This is a genomic window from Solibacillus faecavium, assembly GCF_014836905.1.
GTDB lineage: Bacteria > Bacillota > Bacilli > Bacillales_A > Planococcaceae > Solibacillus > Solibacillus faecavium.
Genome location: NZ_JACSPZ010000003.1, coordinates 128,460 through 145,445, shown reverse-complemented (window position 1 = coordinate 145,445; position 16,986 = coordinate 128,460). Strand labels below are relative to the sequence as shown.

The 16,986-nt window shown below is 39.5% G+C and carries 18 protein-coding genes and 1 riboswitch; of the genes, 6 read left to right on the top strand and 12 right to left on the bottom strand.

The window, feature by feature from the left end:
• The first annotated feature begins 742 nt into the window (after positions 1–742).
• Positions 743–826: riboswitch (cyclic di-GMP riboswitch) on the top strand.
• Between the two features lie 55 nt (positions 827–881).
• Positions 882–1,535: a LuxR C-terminal-related transcriptional regulator gene (locus tag H9635_RS07640; protein ID WP_191699880.1), complete on the top strand. Its 654-nt coding sequence runs from the start codon at positions 882–884 to the stop codon at positions 1,533–1,535.
• Between the two features lie 92 nt (positions 1,536–1,627).
• Here the strand turns inward: H9635_RS07640 and secG are convergent, their stop codons facing one another.
• From secG to H9635_RS07620, 4 genes are all read right to left on the bottom strand, one after another.
• A complete protein-coding gene (gene secG / locus H9635_RS07635) occupies positions 1,628–1,855 on the bottom strand; it encodes a preprotein translocase subunit SecG (protein WP_191699596.1) in 228 nt (75 codons plus the stop codon).
• 126 nt (positions 1,856–1,981) lie between these two features.
• Positions 1,982–2,827 (bottom strand): ABC transporter ATP-binding protein, encoded by an 846-nt coding sequence (locus H9635_RS07630; protein ID WP_191699595.1) that lies wholly within the window; start codon positions 2,825–2,827, stop codon positions 1,982–1,984.
• Positions 2,824–3,825 (bottom strand): FecCD family ABC transporter permease, encoded by a 1,002-nt coding sequence (locus tag H9635_RS07625; RefSeq protein ID WP_191699594.1) that lies wholly within the window; start codon positions 3,823–3,825, stop codon positions 2,824–2,826. The genes H9635_RS07630 and H9635_RS07625 overlap by 4 nt, the downstream gene beginning before the upstream one ends.
• Positions 3,826–3,842: 17 nt before the next feature.
• Positions 3,843–4,964, bottom strand: coding sequence for an ABC transporter substrate-binding protein (locus H9635_RS07620; RefSeq protein WP_191699593.1), 1,122 nt, complete (start codon positions 4,962–4,964; stop codon positions 3,843–3,845).
• Positions 4,965–5,176: 212 nt separating this feature from the next.
• Between H9635_RS07620 and H9635_RS07615 the strand changes: the two genes are divergently transcribed.
• Together H9635_RS07615 and H9635_RS07610 are read left to right on the top strand one after the other, a co-directional pair.
• On the top strand, positions 5,177–5,818 hold the full coding sequence (locus H9635_RS07615) for a phosphate starvation-inducible protein PhoH (RefSeq protein ID WP_191699592.1): 642 nt from the start codon (positions 5,177–5,179) through the stop codon (positions 5,816–5,818).
• A complete protein-coding gene (locus H9635_RS07610; protein WP_191699591.1) occupies positions 5,815–6,426 on the top strand; it encodes a type 1 glutamine amidotransferase family protein in 612 nt (203 codons plus the stop codon). Before H9635_RS07615 ends, H9635_RS07610 begins: the two co-directional genes overlap by 4 nt.
• 62 nt (positions 6,427–6,488) lie before the next feature.
• Here the strand turns inward: H9635_RS07610 and H9635_RS07605 are convergent, their stop codons facing one another.
• Positions 6,489–6,731, bottom strand: a complete 243-nt coding sequence (locus H9635_RS07605; RefSeq protein WP_191699590.1) for a hypothetical protein — start codon at positions 6,729–6,731, stop codon at positions 6,489–6,491.
• 154 nt (positions 6,732–6,885) lie between these two features.
• Here H9635_RS07605 and H9635_RS07600 point away from each other — a divergent pair, with 154 nt between their 5' ends.
• Complete coding sequence (locus tag H9635_RS07600; RefSeq protein ID WP_191699589.1) at positions 6,886–7,815, top strand: nuclease-related domain-containing protein; 930 nt, start codon at positions 6,886–6,888, stop codon at positions 7,813–7,815.
• A gap of 282 nt (positions 7,816–8,097) precedes the next feature.
• Here H9635_RS07600 and H9635_RS07595 read toward each other — a convergent pair whose 3' ends face one another.
• The 3 genes from H9635_RS07595 to H9635_RS07585 form a co-directional block, all read right to left on the bottom strand.
• The gene (locus tag H9635_RS07595) at positions 8,098–8,328 is read right to left on the bottom strand and encodes a hypothetical protein (RefSeq protein ID WP_191699588.1); all 231 of its coding nucleotides are present in this window, start codon (positions 8,326–8,328) and stop codon (positions 8,098–8,100) included.
• 485 nt (positions 8,329–8,813) lie between these two features.
• Positions 8,814–10,229 (bottom strand): DHA2 family efflux MFS transporter permease subunit, encoded by a 1,416-nt coding sequence (locus tag H9635_RS07590; protein WP_191699587.1) that lies wholly within the window; start codon positions 10,227–10,229, stop codon positions 8,814–8,816.
• A gap of 438 nt (positions 10,230–10,667) precedes the next feature.
• Positions 10,668–11,252, bottom strand: coding sequence for a TetR/AcrR family transcriptional regulator (locus H9635_RS07585; RefSeq protein WP_191699586.1), 585 nt, complete (start codon positions 11,250–11,252; stop codon positions 10,668–10,670).
• Positions 11,253–11,513: 261 nt separating this feature from the next.
• On the opposite strand from H9635_RS07585, the gene H9635_RS07580 reads away from it, so the two are divergent.
• On the top strand, positions 11,514–12,233 hold the full coding sequence (locus tag H9635_RS07580; RefSeq protein ID WP_191699585.1) for an L-2-amino-thiazoline-4-carboxylic acid hydrolase: 720 nt from the start codon (positions 11,514–11,516) through the stop codon (positions 12,231–12,233).
• Positions 12,226–13,443, top strand: a complete 1,218-nt coding sequence (locus H9635_RS07575) for a Zn-dependent hydrolase (RefSeq protein WP_191699584.1) — start codon at positions 12,226–12,228, stop codon at positions 13,441–13,443. The genes H9635_RS07580 and H9635_RS07575 overlap by 8 nt, the downstream gene beginning before the upstream one ends.
• Before the next feature lie 267 nt (positions 13,444–13,710).
• Here the strand turns inward: H9635_RS07575 and H9635_RS07570 are convergent, their stop codons facing one another.
• Genes H9635_RS07570 through H9635_RS07555 form a run of 4 tightly spaced genes read right to left on the bottom strand, consistent with a single transcriptional unit; the run spans position 13,711 to position 16,983 of the window.
• Positions 13,711–14,328, bottom strand: coding sequence for a bifunctional 4-hydroxy-2-oxoglutarate aldolase/2-dehydro-3-deoxy-phosphogluconate aldolase (locus H9635_RS07570; RefSeq protein WP_225231187.1), 618 nt, complete (start codon positions 14,326–14,328; stop codon positions 13,711–13,713).
• Between the two features lie 10 nt (positions 14,329–14,338).
• Positions 14,339–15,286: a sugar kinase gene (locus H9635_RS07565; RefSeq protein WP_191699582.1), complete on the bottom strand. Its 948-nt coding sequence runs from the start codon at positions 15,284–15,286 to the stop codon at positions 14,339–14,341.
• A 24-nt stretch (positions 15,287–15,310) separates the two neighbouring features.
• Positions 15,311–16,075: a 2-dehydro-3-deoxy-D-gluconate 5-dehydrogenase KduD gene (kduD, locus tag H9635_RS07560; protein WP_191699581.1), complete on the bottom strand. Its 765-nt coding sequence runs from the start codon at positions 16,073–16,075 to the stop codon at positions 15,311–15,313.
• Positions 16,072–16,983 (bottom strand): DMT family transporter, encoded by a 912-nt coding sequence (locus H9635_RS07555; protein ID WP_191699580.1) that lies wholly within the window; start codon positions 16,981–16,983, stop codon positions 16,072–16,074. Before H9635_RS07555 ends, kduD begins: the two co-directional genes overlap by 4 nt.
• Positions 16,984–16,986 lie beyond the last annotated feature (3 nt).

Sequence of the window (16,986 nt, the reverse complement as noted above, 5' to 3'; positions counted from 1 at the left end):
AGCACTTTGGCATTCTACTTTAGAACTTACCCAATGGTATACTTTAGTGTTATCCGATGTACTACTAATTGGTTAAACAGTGTCTATAAATACCGTTCTACCAACGTTTTACCTTTATTTTACGAATACATATGTATACATCGGCTTCGATTTTTTTATTTACCTTCTATATTAAAGGAATTAAAATTAGTAAATAATTGATTGACTTATTTCGAATTCCCATTTATATTAATAAAAAGTATCTTATACACCTCCCCCCATGTCTATTAACTTCCAGAGGTGACCTTCAGACCTCCATTCGTTTTATCCTTAATTCAAGATGCCTATTGCTTCTATAGTTAAACTACATAATCGTCTTTAGAAAATGCTGTCGTCTCTATTAATGGAGATAATCATTCATAGTAGTAATTCTCATCATGTTTTTAACTATCCTATGACCAACTAATGATTCCAATGGCTTTCAAACTACTGCTCATTCATCAAAAGTGGTATATTATGCTCTGACTTCCTACATAAATAGATATAAAACGACGAGATAAGCAATAAGATTACAAAGAAAGTGCTTTAGGAAATATATATAATGACAAAAACTCCCAAAGGCAACTGAGTATAATGAATTAGAGTTTTTAATTTTCGAATCTCATATTTCCGAAGAAAATTCCGCAGAAAATAGACTGAAAATTCCATCATCTGATACTTCATTCTTATCTAAAATCACATACTACTTATTACAGAACTATGTTTTACATTGGGAGACTTGGAAATACATCCTCTAATTGGGCACCTGGGATGTATGGAGTCAGTGGTGCAACCGACCTCATTTCATTTGAAAGTCACTTATTAAGAGCACTTTTTAATTTGACTGGGGAGGCAATTTATTGATGAAAATTTTATTGGTGGATGATCAAGCAATCATCCGCAGAGGATTAATTTCCATTCTATCATCGGATGAAGAATTGGAAATAATCGGAGAAGCTGATAATACACAAGAAGCGCTTAATTTGTTTCAAAAAGAAATGCCTGATTTGGCTATTATTAATTTTCATGTAGGAGATGAATGTGGATTAAAATTGATTAAAGAAGCGAGAAAATTAGGGGGCACTTGCAAATTTGCGATTCTTACCTTTTCAAAAGATCGTGAATCATTTCAACGTGCAATGGCGATGGATGTGGTTGGATATATTTCACTTAATTCACACCCAGAAGAACTTATTTATGCCATTCAAATTATTCAAAAGGGAAAGAAATATTATGATCCAGATTTAATCGATATGCTCGTACAAACACAAAAGGAATCCCCAAAAGATGACAGCCGTCTAGCACTCCTAACTTCTAAGGAAAAAGAGGTATTGCAAAAACTAGGAATGGGCTATTCCAATAAACAAATAGCTCATAGTCTTTATATATCAGAAAATACCGTGAAAAAGCATGTAAGCCAGGTATTATCAAAATTGGAGCTTGGTGATCGTACGCAAGTTGCGCTCTTTGCAAATGAAACTGGGTTAGTTCAATTTAAGCATGGTGTGGTTGTTTAATAACGTAGTGCCAATGATTAAAATTCCATTTTGTAAAAAAAAAAGCCCAACCCTGCAATTAATGCGAGGTTGGGCGTTTAATTTTCGTTCAATTAGAATTTCGTAATAGCAAGTGCCAAAACGAAGAATGCAACAGAAAGAACGATTGTTGTGCGGTGTAATACTAGATCCATCCCGCGAGCTTTCTGTTTACCGAATAGTTGCTCAGCTCCACCAGAGATGGCACCTGATAAACCAGCGCTTTTACCTGATTGTAATAACACGACAACGATTAAGGCTAAAGCTACGATCAGAAGTAATACTGTAAATAACGTATGCATTTGCTCCACCTCCTAAATATGGACGTCACAATACCAAATAGTATATCAAACTGCGAACCTCTTTACAATATTTCTTGGAAATGCACAGCAAATTTTATCCAAATATAGCGCTTTGCAGCCTGCTATTTATTCAAAGCTATTAAATCGGCATTCACTAATATCCCGTTTTGCAGCAAGCGCAAGTGGCACCATCGTTTCAAACAGTAAATCCTCTTCTTCAAAAATGAGCTTGCGCAGTTCGATATTGAAGTACTCCTTCATGCGCGATTCCGTCATGACCTCCTGTACCGGACCGATCACCGCTTTCTTGTTCTTCGCAATCATTAGCACCTGGTCCGCTAAATAAAAGGCATGGTTCGGGTAGTGTGTATTAATAATACATGAAATATTATGATCTTGAGATAGGCGTTTTAACGTTTCTAAAATGACAACTTGCTTTTGCACATCCAAATGCGATTCCGGCTCATCCAATATTAAAATTTCCGGATTCGATACAAGTGTCCGGGCAATTAAAGCGAGCTGCAACTCACCGCCACTCACTTCATTACACGACTTTTTCGCCAAATGCACAATCCCAACTTCATTTAATGCATGATGCGCCTTTTCATAATCTTCCTTGCGTGGCTTTGACAACGAGCCAATATACGGCGCACGCCCCATCACGACTAAATCTTCAATTGAAAAGCCGAACACCATTTTATGCGCTTGCGGTACGTAACCGATCTTCTTCCAAAGCTCCTTTTGCGAAACTTTTTTAAGCGGTACATCATCAATCAATGTTTCACCAACACGCCAACCGTGCAACCCGGTAATACATTTTAACAGCGTTGTCTTCCCTGCACCGTTCGGACCTAGTATCGCCATAATCTTCCCCGGCTCCAGCGTAAAGCTAATATTCGATTCATAAATAAACGGCTTTACTTCCTTCTTTTTCGCATAGCAGAAGTTACCTTCACGTACTTCTATTTTCATGACCAGCTACCCCCTGTACGACGTAAAAGATAAGCAAAGAACGGCGCTCCGACAATCGCAGTTAAAATAGACAACGGAATTTCTGCAGCCGTTACCGAACGAGCCAATGTATCGATTAATAACAAATACGCTCCGCCCAGTGCAATGGACACCGGTAATACCCGTTCATTATTACTGCCAACAAACATACGCGCAATATGCGGAATAATTAATCCAACCCAGCCAACAATCCCCGCTACCGCAACGGCTGCCGCTGTACAAAGCGTAGCCCCTGCAATAACAAGCCACTTTAGACGTGTTACGTTAATCCCTAATGATTTTGCCTCTTCATCAGGCAATGTTAATAAGTTAATGCGCCAGCGTAATGCCAGTAATATCAACATTCCGACTAAAATAATCGGTCCGGCAGTCCATAAATCACGATAAGAGGCTGTCCCTAAGCTCCCCATTAACCAATACGTAATGGCAGGCAACTTTTCTTCAGGATCGGCTACAAACTTTGTTAAAGAAATTAACGCATTAAACAACGCACTTGTTACAACCCCGGCCAATACAAGCATAAAGATCGGCATATTGCGCCCAGACCCGCCGATTACATACGTAAAACCAATGGCTGCTAAACCAAAAATTAATGCCAAGCCTTGTGTTATATAACCATTTCCGAATAATAAAATCCCGATAGAAGCACCAAATCCTGCACCTGCTGCAACACCTAAAATGTCCGCACTCACTAATGGATTGGCAAACATCCCTTGGAAAGCTGCTCCGGAAATGGAAAGCCCCGCACCGATCAATAGTGCGAGGATAATACGCGGCAGCCGAACGGTCATGACAACGTTATATTCCATTTGCGTCCAAGTTTGTTCTATCGGAAAAATATGTGAACCTAAAATTTTTACGACTGTTACAAAATCCACTTCAAAGCGACCAATGCCGAGTGAAGCGATGGCAATAACGAGCGGTAAAACCCACAGTAAAATATTTTTCCACGTTTTCATAAGCGTCCCTCGATTTCTTAATACTTCGCAGCATCAGAAGAAGGATGCAAAATGCGCTCTACTTCTTTATCTGTTATGTCAAATCCGTAAAAGTCCTTATAATAGCTCTTAATCTCTGCATTCATATCATAGTCAAATAACTCCGGCTGGTTATTATTCGCCAACCACTTCAGCATTAACGGTGCATCCCCACTTGGCGGGAACCAACGATAAATACCTAATGGAATTTTATAAACTTGCTTATTCTTAACCGCTTCAACCTCACTCCAGTCCTGACCTGGAATCGTATTGTTATACAGGTCCTCTGGTTGGATTTCCGTAAAGTTCGTTAAGTAAATAATTTCCGGATTCCAGTTGTAAATTTGCTCCATGTTCACATCTTTGCGACCCGTTACTTCGTCTTCTGCTACATCATTAGCACCCGTTGCATTCAGCCATTGATTCCCGAAGAAGTTTTTACCGCTCACTGTAATCGCCTGCTCTGACAATTGATACATCATTAAAGCATTAGGCTTCTGTTCCTTCGTTAAGCCAGCAATTTTTTCGTTGATTTCATTTTGTACCGCTGTACCGATTTCGATAAATTGATCAGCACGTTCTGTTGTGCTCGCAATTTCACCCGTTAACTCCAGCCAGCTATTGAATGTTGCAAGTGGCTCTGCTGCCGCTGCATCGATTGCTTTAATCGCCACTGTATTTATACCGGCTTTACGTGCTTGCTCGATTGACTTTTCATCTGTCGCGAGCTCAAAAAATACGTCCGGGTTAATTTTCATTAATTCCTCTACATTCATTTCACCATTTTGCACGAACGATGTATCCGCTTTTAAAATATCCGGCGACATTTTCGCTAAAATTGAATTTTCTGCTGCATTATAAGAATTCGGATGCATCCCTACAATTTCCTTTGTAGAATTTGTCGCCACATACCAAGTGTGGAAGTACGGTAAAATTCCGCCTGATACAATCGAATTCACTTCAGCAGGAATTGTGACCTCAGTTCCCGCCTGGTCGATAACGATTTTTTCCTCTGCCGTTGCCTGAACCTCTCCTCCAGAATTTGCAACCTCATTATCTGAGCATGCTGCAAGTGCCATCGCCGCCACTGCAAGCGAACTTAAAATTGCTTTACGTTTCATTTCCATCTGTCTCTCCTAACCGAATTTTCAATTACTATAAGGCTAATTTTCTGTTCGCCTATAACAAAAAAATAATTATATTAAAAAAATGATTTGAATTAATTACAAGATTGAGTATAATTGATAATGATTTTCAATGTCAATGAGATTTCTGCTCTCAAATGAGAATATGTATCATTTAACAAAATTTAATTGTTTAAAGGAGAATTTTTATGTCGGAGTATAAAATTGTAAAGCTAGATGGCGGACATGCCTTTAGCTTAGAGGGACGAGCGATGAACGTCTCAAACGAACCAATGGACCATGTAACATTTCTCGATCAGTATGAAATTTCAACTGCTGACCTTTCCGCATTCAATGTGTTGGTCGTAACGGACTTTATCGATCAGGAACATCTTTATGAGCAAAAACAAGTAATTGAGAACTTCTTAAATGAGGGGAAAATTGTTATTGCCAACACACATATTTTCCGTCCTTGGCTACCGGGTGCTGGTCTGTTTATGCCAAAGGAAATTAAGTCGCACGCTGACTATTTAATGGAGCCCGCTGCTGAAGGGACATTTTATGAAGGCGTTGACATGATGGAGCTTGCGTATCGTAAAGGGGTTTCAGGCTTCTATGCACGTGGGTCGCACCCTATCGTAAATAAAGAATCGGAAGTCATTTTGCAATATACAGACGGCACACCAATCGTTTTCATTGACCGTACAGCTACTAAAGGAACGGTTGTTGCAGCTTCTTGCCGTGACTTTTTAACATACGCAACCGGTGAAAACTCGACACAGCTTATCGCACCGCAATTTTTAGCATGGCTGGATGAAGAATTACTACGCTTAAAAGGAGCTCAAGCATGAGAAAAATAGCAGTTTTATATAGCGGTCACGCACCACATTTCGTAACATTCAACACACCAAAGTACAAACAATATTTCGATAAAATTATCTACTTACCTCACTTTGCTGAGCAAGATTTGATGGGGATGGACGTTGTAATCGTTCCTTCGCAATTACACAACAAGTTATTGTTAGAAGCAGCTCCTGCAATTCGCCGTTTTGCCGATAACGGCGGGGTTGTCGTAGCATTTGGTCCTCAGCCATGGAACTGGATTCCAGGTCAAAACTGGGAAACACGCCCGACAAATTTCTGGTGGTGGCTGGAAAAGGATGCCGATAGCGGACTACGTATGGTTGCACCGGATTACCCGTTATTCCGTGACGGCTACCTAGATGAAGCGGCGTGTACATGGCATCAACACGGCGTATTCCATTTACAGGACGGCATGCAATCACTCATCGATATGAAAGATGGAGGCTCATTAATGTACGTCGATAAAGTCAGCTCAAAAGGCACTTGGATCGTCACAACACTTGACCCTGATTTCCATTTCGGTTCATATTTCATGCCGGCAACGGAGAAGTTTTTAGACGGCTTCCTCCCATGGTTAGCGTGCGGGGAAATTTAATAGAACAGAAAAAAAGCATGGTACCCGCAAATCAATGCGAGCGCCATGCTTTTTGCTTTTAATTAGTCGTTGCTGTTGTCATCAGTAGTGTCTTCGTCTTCAATACCTGTACCTTCAGTACCGTCAGTACCTGCATCGCCGTCAGTATCTACATCTAAGTCTAGATTAGTACCGTCGTTATTATCGTCAACAACACCATCGTTATCATCTTCAATAATAACCGGATCATCGTCGTCGTTACATGCTGCTAGTGATAATGATAATACCGCAGCTGCCATAAGTGTAGAGTATTTTTTTAATTTCATAAATAAATTGCCTCCCTTACTGTTTGATGGTCTTTTCCCAGCATTACTAAAAGAGAAACATATTTTTTCATTTTTCCTGCAAAAAATACATTTTCACCCTTTCTATTTTCCCATATATTAGGATAATTTATAATGAGTACAGGAGGTGAAAAAAGTGCAAAAATCAAAGCACTATTTACTTATCGAAACACTAATGAAGCGCATAAGGATGGACGATTCGGAGACCCCGACAATCCAACAGGAATTTTACCGACTAGAGGCCGGCTTATCAGGCGAGCAAAAATTAAAGCGGCTACTAACAGATTTTTATTTTAAATCAGATTTTCACATCTTTTATAATTTTGAATGTAAAAATTCCAACGGCTTTACCCATCAAATGGACGCTTTGCTCCTAACACCAAATTTCCTCTTAATCATCGAAGTAAAACAAATATCCGGTACCCTATTTTACAAACCTTCCCTACACGAATTTTTCCGCGTACAGGACCAATTGAACGAAAATTTCCCCAATCCATTTGACCAAGCCTACCGTCATCAACTGTTCTTGGAGCACCAGTTAAAAACCTGGCAACTATCCATTCCCGTTTACCACATCGTCGTTCTAGCCAATTACCGCGCAAAGCTCGATGAGTCCTTAAACAATTTCCCAATCATGCATATGAGCGGCATCCCGAGATTTATTGAAAAACTCTATAAGCAACATCCAATACCCCGTGCACATCTCACTTTTCTGCAAAAACAATTCGAGCAATTATACGAGCCGCTCCCCCCACGCAGAACGATCGAAAAGCACCGACTCCGCAACGGCGTTCTATGCAAGCAGTGCGATTATGTCAACGAAATGTACTATAAGCAAGGCTATTTCATCTGTCCCGTCTGCCGCGCAAAAAGTAAGGAAGCCCTATATGAAACTTTATTGCAATACAGAATTTTAGTCAGTCCCCGCATATCCAATAAAGCGTTCCGCGAATTTTTCAACATCCCCTGTATCCATATCGCGTCCAAACTATTAGCCAAAGCCGCCCTCGAAAAGCACGGGACGAATAAAGGGACATACTATATCATTCCGGAGAGGTTTGACTGAAATAAAGAAGGGACTTTTACTATGTCTCGAGAGACGACCTCTCGAGACCTTTTTTGTTGTTCAATCGTTTCTATTAAAATGATTAATAAGTTGATTGGAATGGAGGGCCCGTGACTCCACCGGGAAAAGCGCGCGCGGAAGATCCACTAAATTGTGCCTGCCGTTGTAGGCACAATTTAGTTAGCTGGAGCCGTGCCCGGGGAAAGCATCGGTCCCGGAATGGAAATCAACGGTTCGATGAAGTCCCTTCTTTTTGCAATAAAAAAAGCAGCACAATGGCTACTAATTTACAAAATACAATAGTACAAAAACTAAAAATAAAACGATACCCAGTGGGACAGAAATTTTATCTAGCGTATTTTTTTTGCGAATAAAGCCACCGTACGCTAATAAAGCTGAAGCAATCGCAAAAATAATATACTCGTACGCATTAGGTTTAAACATAATCAATAAAAAAATCGCGAAAAAGCCGATGAGTACAGCAAATACCCATTTTATATCTATTTTTTCCATAAAGTAATAAACATTCCTTTTATTTCATTTATAGTAACAATACCATAATTATATTAAGAAAACATTAATACATAAGAAATAACTGCTTTCCCTCGCCCACGGATTTTCTAATATATCGCGATATGTTCTAATATAAATTTATTTGTTCTAATAAATTGCCGATCTTCTAATAAAAGTTCCCATTGTGCTAATAAGTGCTCCACATGTTCAAATAAAACTCGAAAATGTGCTAATAACCCCTCACTATTTTCTAATAACCCACTTCAATCTTCTAATAAAATCCGTACCCCCATCTCTCTGTCCCACTTAATGCAGCGATCCACCCCCGTCCCCACCCCAAATCCACGTATCTTCTAATATCCTCCGCACTTCTTCTAATAACCAGCACAACTTTTCCAATAAACACACTCAATCTTCTAATAAAACACCCCCACAAAAAAAACAGCACCGGCAATAACCCGATGCTGCACCCCCAACGAAAAACCTTAGTTCCCCACTGGCTTACTATTTTTCACAAAGAATGAACCTACTAACCCGATCACAGATACTACACTTACTACAACGAACGCTGTGTGTACACCGTGCGCGAGCATTTCTCCCGGTAATGCATTGCTGAACTTTTCAGCATAATTTTCCTGCCCAATAGTGAACAGTGTAATCGCGACCGCTGTACCTGAAGCACCCGCGATTTGTGTTAATGTATTCAATGCCGCTGAACCGTCCGCAAATTTCTGTGGCGCTAATGAGTTCATTGCATTCGTTTGCGCCGGCATAATAGTCATCGATACCCCTACGAAAAATACACATAAGTTAACGATAATAATCCAAGTCGCTGTTGTAGCCGAAATTGTCGTTAAGAATACAACCATCGACACTAAAATCATCGTAAATCCAATGCGTGTGAAGATTTTTGCTCCCACTTTATCGAAATTAGCACCAACGATGGGTGACATAATAATATTTAAAATATTCCCTGGCAGCATACATAAACCTGCCGTTAATGCTGCGAAACCTAATACTGTTTTCAAAAACATTGGCACTAATATTGCTACGGATAAAATCATGAACATGGACGCTACCATTAAAGCGACACCTAAACTAAACATCGGTGACTTGAATACTGATAAGTCGATCATTGGCTCCTCCATTTTTGTTTGGCGAATACCGAATACTACTAATAACACTAACCCCACTACAAGCGGTACCCAAACGATCACTTCTGTAATCGATTGCTCAGCCAATGAAGCGAGTGCAAATACAACACCACCGAAACCAAATGTCGAGGCAACTAATGATAATAAATCAATTTTAGGTCGTGTCACATTTGATACGTTGTCTATTTTATTCCACGCTAATAAAATAACGAGCGCATAAACAACCGCCATGATCCAGAAAATATATCTCCAGCTAAGTGAAGAAACGATTAACCCTGCAATCGATGGCCCTAATGCTGGACCTGCAGTTAAAATAACCCCTACAATCCCCATTACTGCGCCTCGCTTTTGCACTGGGAAAATCAACATCACAACACTAAACATTAACGGTAAAATCATACCCGTTGCAACCGCTTGTACAAAACGACCGACTAATAAAACCGTAAAATTAGGTGCTAATGCGCCTAATAAAGAACCGATAATTGCAATAACCATTGCCGCCACAACTAATTGTCGCGTTGTAAACCAACGTACTAAATACGATGATAATGGCACTAATACTGCCAAAACTAAAAGATAACCAGTTGTTAACCACGCTGCTGATGCCGCGGATATACTGAAATCATCCATAATATTTGTTAACGCCATGTTTAAGGCTGTTTCACCGAATAGACCTAGGAACGTCCCGATCATTAATACCGCTGCCATACCTTTAGGGCTTTTAACATTGAAAAAAGGTGCTGCCACTTCTGTTTCCTCCTGTACTATAAAAACATTTTTATGAAAGATGATAATTGCTTCCTATCATACTTTTGCTGTTATGCCTTTAACAGCACGCTTTACAATATATCAAATTTTTTCACTGAAATTCAATTCGTTCTAGCAAAAATTAGACCAATCATTATAATTGTGAACAACAAATATCCATTTATCACCTTTTATGGACCTATACATCATATACATTTATTTACAAATATCACTGAAAACGATTACAAAATTACATTCAAAAACTAACCATCCTGTGACAAAAGCCGCTCTACCAACATTTAGAATGCTTTGCTATGAAAATCACTGAAATATCAACACTCTTTTAACAATTCCCCCAAAAAACTTCTCCAATTGTGAACAACTTTTCACGGATAAAACTAGCCAAAATAAAACCGCTAAGACGGTATGCCTTAACGGTTACTTATATTGTGCCAGTATTGCTGGGATTACTTTACTTATATTTAACAAAGGTTCATTTGACCGCTGCGATAATGATAATGTAACGGCCCCTTCAATCATTGCACTAACAGCTTTACTAATAATGACAGTCGATTCATCGCTATAGCCGTTTGATATCAGTTTCGTATAATAGATCGACTCCCAGTACTTATACGTATCCCCACACGCTTTACGTAGGCGTTCATTCATAAAAGCCGATTCCGCCGCTAGCAAACCAAAGGGCATAATTGAAAATGAATGCTCCTCAAGGCCACTCTCCATATCAAATAACTCCGCCATTGCTAAAATATGCGCATTTAATGCAACCTCTACATCCTCAAATTCATTCATATAACGCTGAATGGAGGCACCAATTCTTCGCTTCGACAGCTCTATCGCCGCCTCCGCCAATTGCTCCTTGCCTTCAGGAAAATAATGATAAAGCGAACCTTTAGGCGACCCTGATTCCTGAATAATTTGATTTAAGCCTGTTCCGTGAAACCCTTGAAAATAAAAAAGCCTTGTCGCTGTTTCTAAAATTTTATCCTTTGATTGCTTTGTCATGCTGCCCTCCTAAATTATAATGATCAGTCTAATTAATATATACTTATCGGTCTAACCTTATCACATAATGCCAAATGACGAAAAGCATTAGTTAAATGTTCACAAAATCTCTACAGTTCCCTTTCTTGCTTACTCTCTGTTGGATTCATACAAACTATTAAAAATTCAAATCGTTTACATAATTATTAGAATATTATAAAATAGCCTAATCATAAGTATATCACTAGGCTTTATATACCATTATTGTGGAGGCGATACATTATGGAACAACAGCCAGTTTCCATCAAACCATATTCGATGGAATACATGACAGCAATGCTTTTCACTCAAATCGAGACGAATGCCAAAGAAGCTTTCTGGCAAGAAGTCGTACCGCTCATCCAAAACGCCGTTCGCTCTTTTGGCTATTATAACGCGGAGCAAATAGCTATTAAAGCAACGTTGGAAGGATCTATTCACTCACTTTACGACTACATTCCCACTGACCATCAAGCAACGGACAACTACGAAAATGCCACACCTTTTGCCTTATTCGCCAAGCTGTTTGCACAAGTAACAAAGCAAATTGTAGACCGCTACGGTAATGAAGGTGAAGAAGTAATTAAGAAAAGCGTATGGCAATTCGGCCAAAAACGTGGTCGGGGCATTGCACAGCGCGCTCGCTTAAACGGCCAGGAAAACACCGTTGAGAACTATATTCCGAACTACGATATGGGGCGTAGTGAGTTATTCGTAATGGAAGATAACTACACGCCAAATGAATTGGAGCAAACTTTTACAGGCTGTCCATTAGGTCAACAATGGGCTGACGACAATATGCATGATTACGGCATTTTGTACTGCCAAGTCATTGATAACTCCATTGCCTATGGCTACAACAACAAATTTGACGTTATTCACGATCAGTATTTACTCCGTGAAGGCCAGTGCCACTTCCGCTTCCAAATGAAAGAGAAAGGAATTGATCCTCTATATGATTAATGAAGAACGATTACTGCTGCATCTAGCTGAACTTGCCAAAATTGGCTCTACTCCCGAGGGAGGGGTCAATCGCTTTTCATTTACCGCAGAAGAAATGGTAGCGAATCTCTATATTAAGCAACTGATGGAAGCAGCCGGAATGACAGTATCTACTGATGCAATCGGCAATATTATCGGTGAAGTAAACAGTCATATTGACGCTCCGGCCATTGTGTTAGGTTCACATATTGATACGGTGCCAAACGGTGGACATTATGACGGTGCGCTAGGCGTATTAAGTGCAATTGAGGTAATCCATACACTACAAGACAACAACATCCTATTAAAACGCCCGGTAAAAGTGATTGCCTTTAAGGATGAGGAAGGGACACGCTTCCAGTTTGGTATGATTGGCAGTCGTGCAGCTGCCGGAACATTACAGCTAGAGGAATTACAGCGTACGGATGAAGAAGGTATTTCGATAGCAGAAGCGATGCAGCAGGATGGGCTAGATGCCGCAAATGTAGCAGATGCAAAATTATCGAATGTTGAATGCTATGTTGAATTGCATATTGAACAAGGGAAAGTGCTAGAAAAGGCAGGTGTGGGTGTCGGTGTAGTAACAGGCATTGCCGGACCACTTTGGCAGCAAATTACTCTTACCGGTACAGCTGAACACGCAGGCGCAACACCAATGGCACTAAGACAGGATGCTTTAGTCGGCGCCAGCTTAATCATTGCGAAAATTGAAGAGCTCGCACGTCAGTATCCTGCAGCAGTAGCGACGGTCGGAAAGCTATCCGTATCGCCAAACGGGGTCAATGTCATTCCTGGTGAAGTCACTTTTACAGTTGATATTCGGGATATCGAAGAGGAAGTCCGTAATGTATTGGAACAGGAAATCCATCACGCAGCTCAAGCCATCGCCCAAGAGCGCCAACTTACTTTATCAATTGAAACATTGCAAAGAGTAGCACCAGTTAAATGTGATGCCGAAATCCAGCAAATAATCGCACAAGCTATCGAAGACAATGGACAGCAAGTCGTCCATTTACCAAGTGGTGCCGGTCACGATGCGATGCAATTTAACGGACAATTCCCAGTAGCAATGATTTTCGTCCGCTCAAAAGACGGCATCAGCCATAACCCAAAAGAATTCACCTCAGCCGAAGATATCATAACAGGGGCAAATGTTTTAAAACAAACTTTACTTGAACTTGATCAGAAATAACAACCCTTAAGAGAATAGTTAGCTGAAGCCATGCCCGGGGAAAGCATCGATTCCGAAATGCAAATCAACGGTTCGATGAAGTCCCTTCTTTTTATGCAATAAAAAAAGCAGCACAATGGCTACTAATTTACAAAATACAATATTACAAAAACTATAAATAAAATGATGCCCAGTGGGACAGAAATTTTATCTAGCGTATTTTTCTGCGGATTAACTCCCTTTAAACCTTAATAGAGTTTAAAGGAAGCATTATTACTACATATCCAATTATGATAAAAGTTCAACCCATCGCTCAGTTTCTTTTTGAAGCAATGCCCACTTCTCATTTTTAACCATCTCTTTATTAATTAAGTCACTACCCGCGCCTACTGTAGAGGCACCTGCTTCTAAATAGGTCTTTGCGTTATTTATCGTAATTCCCCCTGTCGTCATAATAGAGATATGACTTAGTGGACCTTTGACATCTTTAATGAAACTTGGACTAAGTGCAGAAGCTGGAAATAACTTAATCATTTCTGCGCCTGCACTATACGCCGTTTGCATTTCGGTCGGTGTAAATACGCCTGGAACGACAGCTATGCCATTTTTCAGACTATGTTCAACAACTGCCAAATTTAAAGAGGGTGAAACGATGAATTGGGCACCTGCATCGAGAGCTAGCATACATTCTTCAAGAGTCAGTACCGTACCGGCGCCAACAATAACTCGATCACCAAAGTTTTGACGTGCTTCTCTAATAATCTCGGGAGCGTTTTTAGTATCCATCGTAATCTCAATTGCTTTAACGCCTCCCAAAATGAGCGTTTCAATTAATATTTGACTCGTTTCGTAAGGAATTTTTCGTAAAACTGGGATTAACTTTGCTGATTTCAATTCGTTATACATCATTTTCCAACTACCTCTCGATATAATCACGTTTTCCTAAAAACATTTCAACCTCTTCAAAATATGGTAACCCTTCATTATCCCCTTGCACTTGTACAACCATTGCTCCTACTGCATTGGCAATTTGCAAAATCTTTTCAATATCCCAACCTTGCAATTTCCCATATAAAAATGCTGCTCCAAAGCCATCACCCGCGCCTACTGTATCAACCACTTTATTAACAGGAAAACCCGTGACTACATTCCACTTGTTATTTTTATAATAAGAGGCCCCTTTTGCTCCCTCTTTTACGATTACATGCTCAAAATTATAATTCTCTATATGTCCAAATAGTTCAGTATCCTCATTCGTATCAAATAAAATTTCTAATTCCTCGCGACCAGTTAATAAATAGTCTACATAAGGTAAATACTGAGTAAGTGTTTGTCTTGCTTGCTCTTTCGACCATAATTTTAAGCGAATATTCGGATCGAGTGCCACCTTCACACCAGACTTTTTTGCAAATTGAATGGCTTTTAAAATCACTTGACGATTTTGCTCTGTAATTGCCGGGAACACTCCTGAAACATGAAGGATTTTGGCCTTTTTAATATAGTCAAAAGGTAAACTTTCTATTGTCAGTGTTTCTGTTGGTGATTTTTGCCGGTAGTAAAATGTTTTACTATCTCCTGATTCTTGAATTTCTTTAAAATTTAACGAAGTGGAGTAGTTTTCCATCAATTTTACTTCTGAAATATCAATGCCTTCCCCACGAACGGTATTCAAGATATGACGCCCAAATTCATCATTTCCAAGTCGGCTAATCCAACCTGCTTTTGCACCTAGACGGGCGCAACCGATCATCACATTTAACTCCGCTCCGCCAATTTTCCGTTCGAATTGATGAACGAAACGCAGTGGTCCTTTTGATATCGGATCAAAAGTAATCATGCCATCCCCTATTGTAATAATGTCCATACTTCTCCCTCACCCGTCTTAAAATTAGCGACCCATCCAGCCACCATCCACAACTAATACATGACCTGATACATAGTCAGAAGCTTTTGATGCTAAAAATACTGCTGCTCCCGCAATGTCTTCACCTTGTCCCCAACGCCCAGCAGGAATTCTCTCTAAAATCGATTTATTTCGTGATTCGTCATTACGTAAAGCTTCTGTATTATTTGTAGAGATGTATCCAGGTGCAATAGCATTAACTTGAACATTCTTACCAGCCCACTCATTAGCTAATGCCTTAGTTAAACCAGCTACAGCATGTTTACTCGTTGTATATCCAGGTACATTAATACCTCCCTGGAATGATAGTAATGACGCAATATTTACAATTTTCCCGCCGCCATTAGTAATCATTTGATTACCGATTTCTTGACATAAAGTAAATACCGCATGAATATTTACATTCATGACACGGTGCCATTCAGTATCCGCATGCTCTGCTGCTGGCTCACGATGAATAATCCCAGCATTATTGACTAAAATATCAACTCTATTTTTTTCTAAAATTGACTGTACTTTCTCTCGAAGTGTTGTGATATCACTTAAATCCATTAAAAATGTTTCAAATGTACCACCTAATTCTGTAATTTGAGATTGGGTACCTTCCATATTATCTTGATGTCCAACTAATAAGACATGTGCTCCTGCAGATGCTAATCCTAGGGCAATTGCTTGTCCAATTCCAGTACGTGCCCCTGTTACTAATGCCGTTTTACCTTTTAAAGAAAAATAATCAAATTGAAAACTCATTTTTTTTCGACTTCCTTTCTATTTATATAGTATTCGAATGATCCGGAACCAAAGAGTACTCCGATGACAATTAATACTAATCCTATCCAATGCGCATAAGTAATTGGTTCTCCTAAGATAAGTGCCGATCCAATTAATGCGAAAAGTGTATTAAAATTTATGAAAATGGCTGCTTTCGCTGCCCCAACTTGCGGAATTGTATTGTTGTAAAGCATATGTCCTACAGCTGTTGCGAGTGCCCCTGAAATAATAAGCACGACCCAAAATATTGTATTTGTATAAGGGATGTCTTTAAACCCATTCGGCTCGAATATCATTCCTGTAATTCCTAAAAAAATCGACCCTACTAAAAACATATATGCTGTCAAAAGTCTTGGATCAATTGTATTTGAAGCTTTTGAGATAATAATAAAGCTAAAAACTTGTGAGAAGACTGATAAAAATACAATCAAATCTCCTAAAGAAAGTGCGGATACTTCCCCACCAGAAAACAGAACAGTTATACAAATTCCGGTCATCCCTATCCCAAAACCAAACCATTGAATAGGGGTAGGTAAATTTTTCAAAAGCAAGGAACCTAATACAGCTGTTAACATTGGACCTGTACCGATGATTAAGCTGGCATTTGCACCTGTCGTCATACTAACACCAATTGCCATTAATGAATGGTGAATCGCTACATTTAATAAGGATCCTATAAGTACGAAACTCCACTCTTTTTTCGTTAATGGACGAATTATTCCTATCACTTTTAATATTATAAAAACCACGATGGCTGCAACGAAAATACGGATGGACGTCATAGAGATTGGCGAGGCTTGCGTTGTTAAATACTTTATTGCGGGTAAATTTAAGCCCCAAATAAACATGACCATAATTAAGACCAAATACGCTTTATTATTCGCCACATT